Here is a 10,213-nt window from a genome sequence, read left to right on the forward strand (position 1 = left end):
TGCCCTTGAATAAAAGCACTGGACGTTCATAAATGGCGAATGGATCGCGAAACGGCCTCATTCGCCTCTTAGCCGCCGCTCTCCCGACAGTCGAAAGGAAATACCCATGTCCGCCCGCCACACCAAGGTGCTCATTATCGGCTCCGGCCCTGCCGGCTACACGGCTGCCGTCTATGCAGCCCGTGCAATGCTGAAGCCAGTGCTGATCGCCGGCATGGAGCAAGGCGGACAGCTGATGATCACCACGGATGTGGAGAATTATCCGGGCTTTGCCGATCCCATCCAGGGACCTTGGCTGATGGATCAGATGCTGCAGCAGGCAAAGCATGTCGGCGCCGAAATCGTCAACGACATCGTCACCGAAGTCGAGATGAACCAGCGCCCGTTCGTGGCCCGCACCGACAGCGGCCAAGTCTGGACCGCCGATACCCTGATCATCGCGACCGGCGCCAAGGCAAAGTGGCTGGGCATCGAGAGCGAGCAGCATTTCCAGGGCTTCGGCGTCTCGGCCTGCGCGACCTGCGACGGTTTCTTCTACCGAAACAAGGACGTCATCGTCGTCGGCGGCGGCAACAGTGCCGTGGAGGAAGCGCTATACCTCTCCAACATCGCGAAGTCGGTGACGGTCGTTCACCGCCGCGACAGCTTCCGTTCGGAGAAAATCCTCCAGGAACGGCTGTTCTCGAAGGAGAACATCAAGGTCCTCTGGAACACCGAGGTCGCTGAAATCACCGGCACGCCGGCCAAGCCGCCGATGCCGCCGTCCGTTACGGGCGCTCGCCTGCGCGACACGCGCACGGGTGCGATCACCGAGGTTGCGGTCGACGGCGTCTTTGTTGCTATTGGACACGCCCCGGCAACCGAGCTCTTCAAGGGCAAGCTGAAGCTGAAGGATAATGGCTATCTCTGGACCGCACCGGATTCGACGGCGACCAGCCTCGAAGGCGTTTATGCCGCTGGTGACGTGACCGACGACACGTTCCGCCAGGCGATCACCGCCGCCGGCTTGGGATGCATGGCAGCTCTCGAAGCCGAACGATATCTGACGGGCCATATGCCCGTCGCCGTGGCCGCAGAGTAGGACCGGCTATGAGGGGTGGGGGAATGCCATTGGATTGGGACAAGCTGCGTATCTTTCACGCAGCTGCCGAAGCGGGTTCGTTCACGCATGCGGCGGATAAACTGCATCTGTCCCAGTCCGCGATCAGCCGTCAGGTCAGCGCACTCGAGCAGGATGTCGGCACAAAGCTCTTTCACCGCCATGCGCGCGGTCTGATTCTGACGGAACAGGGCGAACTGCTTTATCGCACCGCCCACGACGTGCTCCTGAAGCTCGAAACCGTGAAGATGCAGCTAACCGAGACGACGGAAACGCCGACCGGAAAGCTGCGCGTAACGACGACGGTCGGCCTTGGCCAGGGTTGGCTGACCGACAAGATCCAGGAGTTCATGCAGCTCTACCCGGATGTCCAGATCCAGTTGATCCTCGACAACGAGGAAGTGGATGTGAACATGCGCTACGCGGATTGCGCCATCCGCCTGCGCCAGCCGGTGCAATCCGACTTGATCCAGCGCAAGCTGTTCACCGTTCACATGCACGTCTATGCGGCCCCCTCCTACATCAACCGCCATGGCGAGCCGCAGACGGTCGAGGACCTCGACAACCATCGTATCATTACCTTTGGCGAGCCCGCGCCGAGCTACCTGCTCGATGTCAACTGGCTTGAGGTCGCTGGACGCTCGTCCGACAACAAGCGCATCCCGCATCTGCAGATCAACAGCCAGACCTCGATCAAGCGCGCGTGCCTGCTCGGCATGGGCGTTGCCTGTATGCCCGACTACATCGTCGGACGAGATCCTGGCCTCATCCAGCTGCCGATTAACGCTGACGTTCCGTCGTTTGATACGTACTTCTGCTATCCTGACGAAATGAAAAATGCCGCCAAGCTGAAGGCTTTCCGCGACTTCATCGTCAGCAAGGCACGCAACTGGAACTTCTAGTTGCTCACCCTAGAAATACAAGCTGTGCAATATGCGCATGTCTGGCATGCATAAACTGGGGTTGCCGTTTGCTCATTAAAGCACCATATCGCACACAGCTGATGCACACGGTGGCTTTTCCTCCCAGTTCCACCGCATTAGCTGTTCCCCTCTGGAGGTTTTGACCTTCACACCTATAAGGGCCCCGATCTTTCGGCGGCCCTCTTTTTTTGCCCGATTTTTTCGCATTGCAGCAGAAAATTGTGCAGCGCATAGCAGGCATGCGCAAACATGCATTGCAATCTGCCTCTTGAAGCAGCATATCCCACTCAGCTGATGCATTTCGTGGCTTCTCTCCCAGTGCCACCGCGTTAGCTGTTCCCCTCTGGAGGTTTATTGACCTTCACACCTTTAAAGGGCCCCGATTTTTCGGCGGCCCTCTTTTTTTGCCCAGAATTTAGCCAGATCCGAAAGAGCAGCAAATCACGCCGTCGTGTCTTGCATATCGAGTGTTGCCGATCCATATATCGTCTACGGACGATTTATAATTCGAAGAACGACGATGGAAAAAGACGAGATCCTGAAGGCGATCGCCCATCCGACCCGGATGGAAATTCTGAACTGGCTGAAGAAACCTGAGGAGCATTTCTCCACACAGGAACATCCGTTTGAGATGGGCGTCTGCGCCAGCCAGTTTGAGCGCTGCGGCCTGTCTCAGTCGACCGTATCAGCGCATCTCGCGACCCTGAACAGAGCAGGGCTTGTGACGACGAGACGCGTTGGCCAGTGGATCTTCTACAAGCGCAATGAGGAGACCATCGCGGCTTTCCTCAAGCAACTTTCGAAGGATCTGTAGCGTATGCGGCTGCGGCCCTAATTGGGCTCGCATCGTAACCTCCTCCCCCATCTTCGGCCTCGGCCGAGTGATCCTCCCGCACCAAGAAAGGACTCTCATGAGCAAGCTTTTCGAACCGACAAAGGTTGGCGACATTGCCATCAAGAACCATATCGTGATGGCGCCGCTGACGCGCAACCGCTCGCCGGGTGCCGTTCCGAACGACCTGAACGTCGAATACTACCGCCAGCGTGCGACGGCCGGCCTCATCATCACCGAGGCAACGGCCATCACACATCAGGGTCAGGGTTACGCGGACGTTCCCGGGCTTTACAAGAAGGAAGCGCTCGACGGCTGGAAGCGAGTGACGGATGCCGTCCACGCAGCAGGAGGCAAGATCGTCGTGCAGATGTGGCATGTCGGCCGTATCTCGCATACGACGCTGCAGCCGAACGGCGGCAAGCCCGTCTCTTCGACGAACCGCATCGCCAAGGCCAAGACGTACCTCGTCAATGACGATGGCACTGGCGCCTTTGCCGATACCTCCGAGCCGCGCGCCCTTCAAACCTCGGAAATCCCGGGCATCATCGAGGATTACCGCAAAGCTGCGCGCGCCGCGATCGACGCTGGCTTTGACGGTGTGGAAATTCACGGTGCAAATGGCTACCTCCTCGACCAGTTCCTGCGCGACGGCGTCAACGACCGCACCGATCAGTATGGTGGCTCGATCGAAAACCGCGCCCGCTTCACTTTCGAAGTGGTAGACGCCGTGACCAAGGAAATCGGCGCAGGCCGTACAGCCATTCGCATTTCGCCTGTCACGCCTTCGGGCGAGAGCTACGACTCCAACCCGCAAGCGCTCTTCACCCATGTCATCGAAGGCCTGGCGAAATATGATCTTGCCTATATTCACGTCATCGAAGGCCAGACCGGCGGCGACCGCGACTTCAAGCAGGGCACCAACGCCGCCTTCGACTATAAGGCTCTGCGCCAGGCCTATGAAAAGGCTGGCGGCAAGGCGAAGTGGATGGTCAACAACGGCTACGACCGGGACCTGGCGATTGATGCCGTCGAGAGCGGCCGCGCCGATCTCGTCGCTTTCGGAAAGCCATTCATCGCCAATCCGGATCTCGTGGGACGTCTGGAAAAGAACCTGCCACTGAATACGCCCGTGCAGGCCACCTTCTACGGCGGCGGACCAAAGGGTTACATCGACTATCCCGTGATCGAAAAGGCCGCCTGAACCATCAAGTGCCAACGGAATCCCGCCATTCGGCGGGATTTTCTTCTTCTAGCGCCTAGCTAACATGGCGCCATGTAGTCGTACATCAAGCGCTGGCGACTGACCGTCGACGGCGAACCGATCATCACTCATTCCAGCCACCTCCTGCCCGTTCTTCGGGACGGCAAACCCGCCATGTTGAAAATCTCCAAGGACGAGGCTGAGCGGGCTGGCGGCGCTTTGATGCAATGGTGGGGTGGCATCGGGGCAGCGAAAGTCTACGCCCACGACAACGAGGCAGTTCTGCTCGAGCGTGCAATGGGCCATCGCTCGCTGTTGGGAATGGCAATGGACGGCGCGGACGATACGGCGACCCGCATCATGTGCCGCACCGTCGCAGAACTTCACGCCCCACGCGAACAGCCTTTGCCGGACCTCATTCCACTGGCCCGCTGGTTTCGTGACCTGGAGCCGGCAGCACGTGCCCATGACGGCATTCTAGCCGAGTGCAACCACATCGCTGGAATACTGCTTGGAAATATCAGCGATCCCGTGGTCCTGCACGGCGACATTCACCACAGCAACATCCTCGATTTCGGCGAGGACGGCTGGCTGGCAATCGACCCCAAAGGCCTCATCGGCGAGCGTGGCTTCGAGTACGCCAACATCTTCGCCAACCCAGATCTTCCGACAGTCACTTCCCCGGGCCGTCTTCAGAGGCAACTCCGGATCGTCGCGACCGAAACTGGCCTAGAGCCGAAACGGCTGCTGCAATGGATAGTCGCCTATTCCGGCTTGTCGGCGGCCTGGTTTCTGGGCGGCGGATCGACGGAACTGGCCCAAAGCCCCCTCGCAGTCGCGCGCATTGCGCTTGCCGAACTACAGCAGGGATAGGCACGCCGTAGGAGCCTCGCCGAGGCAGGCAAAAACAACACTAATACACCGCCTGCGGGGACGCGCGAGCCTCGAGTTCGTTCGGCTCAGCCGCCAGACACCCGAGTGCGACCAGGGAGCTACGAACAGCGTCGTCGATCGGGGTATGAGGCTCGCTGCCGAGTTCGGCAACCAACCGTTCGTTCGACATCCGCAGCGGCTCGCGCCAAAGGTACCGCATTTCCTTCAACTCGCGCATGAAGGTGACGAACGGGGCGGCCAGAGGCACGATCCACCACGGGAAGGCCCGCGTCTTTATCCTACTGCCGACAACCCGCTTGATTGCAGCGGCCATCTGGCTGCCATCGGCATCCCAGAAGCCATCCATGTGATACACGGCGAAGGGCGGAAGGCGATCACCACGCTCGACCAGACGGATCATCGTCTCAGCAACATCGGGCAGGTACGCCCACTGGTGTCCGACACCCGGCCGGGCCGGGTTCTTGACGACCTCGACCGACTTTCCCGGCGTGACCATGCCTTGCGAAAACCAGCTGTTGGCAGCCCCCGGCCCGAAGTAGTCGCCGGCCCGAACGATGATGACGCGCGCGCCACTGCGCGAGGCAATCTCCAGTCGCCGTTCCATTTCGGCGCGGATCGCTCCCTTCATCGTCACGGGCTGCTGTGGACTATCCTCCCGAAGAACCGGAAAGGCATCCGGTCCGAAATTATAGACCGTGCCCGGCAGAACGATGCGCGCACCAACCGAATGTGCAGCGGCGATGGTGTTGTCGAGCATCGGGAGAACGAGCTTTTCCCAATCGCGGTAGCCCGGCGGATTGACAGCATGAATGATAAGGCTGACGCCGCGCGCCCCGGTCACGAGATCCTCGGCGTTCATCGCGTCGCCTTGGACCCACTCGAAGTCGGGCGCTTTCGCGCGAGCCTTCGCTGCATCGCGGTTCAGCGCCCTCACATGCCAACCGCACGCGGCGAGCTTCCGAGCGACCTCCCCTCCGATCCCGCCTGTTGCACCCAGTACCAGAGCAACCTGTCCGTTCTGCCCAGTCATGATGATCTCCGTCAATTTGAACTGAGCCAATCATGCGGGCATTTTCGGATAAACGAAATTGACGAATCTCGTGTCGCAGATATACATAAATGCATGAAGAGAGAACCGGACTGGCATTTCTACCGGACGCTATTGGCTGTGCTGGAACACGGGTCGCTTTCTGCGGCGGCACGTGACCTCGGCCTGACGCAGCCGACCGTCGGACGGCACATCGATGCGCTCGAGAATTCAATCGGCTCGCAACTCTTCGTCCGCTCGCCGAACGGTCTCTTGCCAACCGATGCAGCCCTTGAACTGAAACCCTATGCCCAAACGCTCGCAGCGACATCCGCCGCCCTGCTGCGAACTGCCTCGGGACATCGAGAGCAGGTTGCCGGCACCGTCCGGATAAGCGCCAGCGAGGTCATCGGCGTCGAGGTACTGCCTCCCATCCTTGCACCGCTGATGGCTGCCCATCCCGATCTCAACATCGAGCTTTCGGCGTCCGACGCGATCGAGGACCTTCTCAATCGGGAGGCGGATATTGCCGTCCGGATGGCAGAGCCGACCCAGGATCAACTTATCGGCCGCCGCATCGGAGAGATACCGCTCGGCTTTCACGCCCACCGGCGCTACCTGGCGCAACACGGCGCACCACTGGGGATGGCCGACCTCGCACGACATCGCCTCGTCGGCTTCGACCGGCAGACAGCCTATATCAGGACCATGATGGCGCGCTTTCCATTGCCAGACAATCTCGTCTTTGCGTTCAAGAGCGACAACCCGCTCGCGCAAATCTCGGCCATTCGTGCGGGTCTGGGGATTGGAATCTGCCAGATGGGCATCGCCGCGCAGGACCCAGATCTGTTGCCGGTTCTGCCCGAACTTTTCCGGATACCCCTCGACACGTGGGTCGTCATGCACGAAGGGATCAAAACGGCACGCCGCTACCGCGTCACGTTCGACGCGCTGGTAGACGGCCTGTTGAATTACACCAAGGGAACTGCGCATAAACGCCGGGGTTGATCATCACATGGATGATGACCCCTGTGCTCATGCGCGCGGCGAGGCTTCGCTGGAATGGCTTTTCCAGGTGCCGTCGACAACCTCAGTCTCCGGCCGGTCTCCGCCTTCGGCATACTCCTCATGCCATTTACCTTTGTCATCCTGCCAGCTGATCTCGGCGGAATCACCGCCAACCTGCTGTTCAGCTGCAACGATACGGGCTGCCTCAAGCGCTTCGGAGTGTGTCGGGAATGCTTCGGAGTAGACACCGCCCAACCGGTAGGCCCAGCCTCCGTCGTGAGGAACGACCTCGTAGACCACCTTGACCATGCCTCTCACTCCTCTTCTTCTTGTTTCGCGCTCGAATACTGACCGGATGGCATCCAGTGCGCGGGCCGCGTTGGAGGAAACGAGAGGGCGCCGCGATATGCTTCCGGCTGACCGATGCGTTAGTATTCCATTAAATTCTCAAGACTGCAAACTTACTCCCTCCGCTCACTAGCTTGCCATGCAAAATCATCGTCTTAGACTTGTCGGATGAATCGAACTCGGAGCTTTCCGTGAAAATCGCGTCGCGGCTGAAAGACGAAACGTTCCTGGTGTTGGCGATAGGCGTCGCGGCTATCGCCTATGTGTCGGAACATGCATTTCTTGAAAAGGGGCGTGAGATATCGCTGATCGCCGCTGCCGGGCTCGTCGCCACCATCGTCCTTGCCTCAATCCGTGTCGCCCACCATGCGGAGATTCTCGCGATCAAGGTCGGCGACCCCTACGGCACGATGATCCTGACGCTGTCGGCAGTTGCAGTGGAAGTGATCATCCTCGCGATCATGATGACCGGCGAAAGCTCTCCGACGCTCGTGCGCGACACGATCTATTCAGCCCTGATGCTCGACATCAACGGCATACTCGGCCTCGCCGCGCTGCTCGGCGGCTTGAAGCACGGCGAGCAGCCGTACAACGACAACTCGGGCAAGACCTACGGCGTGATGATCCTGACCGCCATGGGTATCTCGATGATCGTTCCGGAATTCGTGCCGGCGGAAAAGTGGCACTACTACTCCGCCTTCACCATCCTGGCGATGATCGCCCTCTACGCACTCTTCCTGCGCATGCAGGTCGGTCAGCACAGTTACTTCTTCAGCTACGCCTATCCTCGCAGCGAGCGGAAAGGCGATCCGGATGAGCACTCGATCGAAGACTCCACGACCGCGTCGATCACAACCATCCTGGTTGGGATCGTCATCATCGGCCTGCTCGCGGAATTCATGTCGACCTTCATGACGGAAGGCCTGCGGAATTCTGGCGCTCCCGTTGTCCTGACCGCCATCGTTGTCGCAGCGATCTCGGCGTCGCCCGAGATCTTGACGGCCCTTCGCGCGGCGCTGCGAAACCGCATGCAAGCGACCGTGAACATCGCCATGGGCGCGTCGCTATCGACCGTCATCCTCACGGTTCCGGTCATGGAGGCCATTGCCCTTTACACCGGCCAACCGTTCATCATGGCGATGACGCCGGTGCAGACCGTGATGGTGGCGATTACGCTGATTGCGGCGGCCATCAACCTCAACGACGGTGAGACCAACGCCATCGAAGGCATGACGCACTTCATCCTTTTTGTAACGTTCCTGATGCTGTCGGCGCTGGATCTCTGACACCGCCAACTCCAATCCTGCAAACAAAAAGCCCGCCGTCTCCGGCGGGCTTTTGTTTCGAGATAGTTCTGACTATTTGCAGGCGCCGCAGAAGCGCTGGATGCGCTTGCAGGCTTCCTCGAGCAACGCTTCCGACGTCGCGTAGGAGATGCGGAAGTTCGGGCCGAGGCCGAATGCCGAGCCATGAACGACGGCAACGCCTTCGCTCTCCAACAGTTCAGAAACGAAGTCTTCGTCGGTCTCGATCACCTTGCCCGACGGCGCGGTCTTGCCGATCAGGCCGGCGCAGGACGGATAGACGTAGAAGGCGCCTTCCGGCGACGGGCACGTGATGCCCTTTGCCTGGTTCAGCATCGACACGACGAGGTCGCGGCGGCCTTCGAAGATCTTCTTGTTCGCGGGAATGAAATCCTGCGTACCGTTCAGCGCTTCGACGGCAGCCCACTGGGCGATCGAGGTCGCACCTGAGGTCTGCTGGCCCTGAATCATATCCATGGCCTTGATCAGCTGGATCGGGCCTGCTGCGTAGCCGATACGCCAGCCGGTCATCGCGTAAGCCTTCGAAACACCGTTCATGGTCAGCGTGCGGTCGTAGAGCTTCGGCTCGACTTCGACAGGCGTGACGAACTTGAAGTCGCCATAGGTCAGGTGCTCGTACATGTCGTCCGTCAGAACCCAGACATGCGGATGCTTCAGCAGCACGTCCGTCAGGGCCTTCAGTTCGTCATGCGTATAGGCAGCACCCGACGGGTTGGACGGCGAGTTGAAGATGAACCACTTCGTCTTCGGCGTGATCGCCTTGTCGAGGTCGGCGGCCTGGAGCTTGAAGTTGTTTTCCTGCGTCGCCGAAACGATGACGGGCGTACCGCCGCACAGCGAGACCATTTCCGGATAGGATACCCAGTACGGCGCCGGGATGACGACTTCATCACCCGGGTTCAGCGTCGCCATGAAGGCGTTGAAAAGGATCTGCTTGCCGCCGGTGCCGACGATCGTCTGCTCCCACGAATATTCCAGGCCGTTCTCGCGCTTGAACTTCGCGGCGATCGCCTTGCGGAGTTCAGGGATACCGGAGACCGGCGTGTACTTCGTCTCGCCGCGGTTGATCGCGTCGATGGCAGCCTTCTTGATATTATCAGGCGTATCGAAATCCGGCTCGCCGGCGCCGAGGCCGATCACATCGCGTCCTTTTGCTTTCAGCTCGCGCGCTTTCTGGGAAACGGCGATGGTGGCTGAAGGCTTCACACGGGAAAGAGCATCGGCAAGAAAGGCCATGATATCGGTCCTATACGGTTGATTTGGGCAGAAAAGCCGGGACCGGAATTCTGCGCTAAGCTCTATGTCCAATGTAGGCAGGCATTTCAAGCGCAAAGGCGTGATGGTGCCAATGATTCTTCGTGATCAATCGCCTGACCCAGCGTCCTGATTCGCGAGCTCGCGCGTTTGGCTGGCTGAATCTGGAGGGTTCTGTGAGGTCCGAGGACGGGATCTCTCCAAACGAAAGGCCCCGACGGACCTCATTGAAGCCTGATTGAGCGAAGGCGCGGGAAGTTTGGCGCTATGGGGAAAGTAACAATCGGGCTGGCGTGAAG

10 protein-coding genes are annotated in these 10,213 nt (G+C 59.7%); 7 read left to right on the forward strand and 3 right to left on the reverse strand.

Annotated elements, in window-relative coordinates; genetic code table 11:
* Positions 1-106: 106 nt before the first annotated feature.
* The 5 genes from trxB to AC1DE4_RS28910 all read left to right on the forward strand — a co-directional run bounded on the left by trxB (position 107) and on the right by AC1DE4_RS28910 (position 4,931).
* On the forward strand, positions 107-1,081 hold the full coding sequence (trxB, locus tag AC1DE4_RS28890; protein ID WP_025661736.1) for a thioredoxin-disulfide reductase: 975 nt from the start codon (positions 107-109) through the stop codon (positions 1,079-1,081).
* 23 nt (positions 1,082-1,104) lie between these two features.
* Positions 1,105-2,001: a LysR family transcriptional regulator VtlR gene (locus tag AC1DE4_RS28895; protein ID WP_018857199.1), complete on the forward strand. Its 897-nt coding sequence runs from the start codon at positions 1,105-1,107 to the stop codon at positions 1,999-2,001.
* Between the two features lie 541 nt (positions 2,002-2,542).
* A complete protein-coding gene (locus AC1DE4_RS28900; protein ID WP_018857200.1) occupies positions 2,543-2,836 on the forward strand; it encodes an ArsR/SmtB family transcription factor in 294 nt (97 codons plus the stop codon).
* Positions 2,837-2,933: 97 nt separating this feature from the next.
* A complete protein-coding gene (locus AC1DE4_RS28905; protein ID WP_018857201.1) occupies positions 2,934-4,058 on the forward strand; it encodes an alkene reductase in 1,125 nt (374 codons plus the stop codon).
* 84 nt (positions 4,059-4,142) lie between these two features.
* Positions 4,143-4,931: an aminoglycoside phosphotransferase family protein gene (locus AC1DE4_RS28910; protein ID WP_477884255.1), complete on the forward strand. Its 789-nt coding sequence runs from the start codon at positions 4,143-4,145 to the stop codon at positions 4,929-4,931.
* 40 nt (positions 4,932-4,971) lie between these two features.
* On the opposite strand, the gene AC1DE4_RS28915 is transcribed toward AC1DE4_RS28910, so the two are convergent.
* Entirely contained in the window at positions 4,972-5,982 is a 1,011-nt protein-coding gene (locus AC1DE4_RS28915) for an NAD-dependent epimerase/dehydratase family protein (RefSeq protein WP_477884249.1), read from the reverse strand.
* A gap of 93 nt (positions 5,983-6,075) precedes the next feature.
* Between AC1DE4_RS28915 and AC1DE4_RS28920 the strand changes: the two genes are divergently transcribed.
* Positions 6,076-6,987 (forward strand): LysR family transcriptional regulator, encoded by a 912-nt coding sequence (locus tag AC1DE4_RS28920; RefSeq protein ID WP_113471211.1) that lies wholly within the window; start codon positions 6,076-6,078, stop codon positions 6,985-6,987.
* Positions 6,988-7,014: 27 nt separating this feature from the next.
* Here the strand turns inward: AC1DE4_RS28920 and AC1DE4_RS28925 are convergent, their stop codons facing one another.
* On the reverse strand, positions 7,015-7,296 hold the full coding sequence (locus AC1DE4_RS28925) for a DUF2188 domain-containing protein (protein WP_007534149.1): 282 nt from the start codon (positions 7,294-7,296) through the stop codon (positions 7,015-7,017).
* A gap of 230 nt (positions 7,297-7,526) precedes the next feature.
* Here AC1DE4_RS28925 and AC1DE4_RS28930 point away from each other — a divergent pair, with 230 nt between their 5' ends.
* Entirely contained in the window at positions 7,527-8,621 is a 1,095-nt protein-coding gene (locus AC1DE4_RS28930) for a calcium:cation antiporter (protein WP_477884251.1), read from the forward strand.
* A gap of 72 nt (positions 8,622-8,693) precedes the next feature.
* Here the strand turns inward: AC1DE4_RS28930 and AC1DE4_RS28935 are convergent, their stop codons facing one another.
* Positions 8,694-9,896 carry a pyridoxal phosphate-dependent aminotransferase gene (locus AC1DE4_RS28935; protein WP_025661730.1) on the reverse strand — a complete coding sequence of 401 codons (1,203 nt, stop codon included), beginning with the start codon at positions 9,894-9,896 and terminating at the stop codon, positions 8,694-8,696.
* Positions 9,897-10,213 lie beyond the last annotated feature (317 nt).

It is taken from the genome of Rhizobium sp. 10N414, from assembly GCF_056394785.1.

What these genes read in the sequence shown, in the direction of transcription:
- trxB (WP_025661736.1), top strand. Translation starts at nt 107, where the DNA reads ATGTCCGCCCGCCACACCAAGGTGCTCATTATCGGCTCCGGCCCTGCC.
- AC1DE4_RS28895 (WP_018857199.1), top strand. Translation starts at nt 1,105, where the DNA reads ATGCCATTGGATTGGGACAAGCTGCGTATCTTTCACGCAGCTGCCGAA.
- AC1DE4_RS28900 (WP_018857200.1), top strand. Translation starts at nt 2,543, where the DNA reads ATGGAAAAAGACGAGATCCTGAAGGCGATCGCCCATCCGACCCGGATG.
- AC1DE4_RS28905 (WP_018857201.1), top strand. Translation starts at nt 2,934, where the DNA reads ATGAGCAAGCTTTTCGAACCGACAAAGGTTGGCGACATTGCCATCAAG.
- AC1DE4_RS28915 (WP_477884249.1), bottom strand. Translation starts at nt 5,982, where the DNA reads ATGACTGGGCAGAACGGACAGGTTGCTCTGGTACTGGGTGCAACAGGC.
- AC1DE4_RS28920 (WP_113471211.1), top strand. Translation starts at nt 6,076, where the DNA reads ATGAAGAGAGAACCGGACTGGCATTTCTACCGGACGCTATTGGCTGTG.
- AC1DE4_RS28925 (WP_007534149.1), bottom strand. Translation starts at nt 7,296, where the DNA reads ATGGTCAAGGTGGTCTACGAGGTCGTTCCTCACGACGGAGGCTGGGCC.
- AC1DE4_RS28935 (WP_025661730.1), bottom strand. Translation starts at nt 9,896, where the DNA reads ATGGCCTTTCTTGCCGATGCTCTTTCCCGTGTGAAGCCTTCAGCCACC.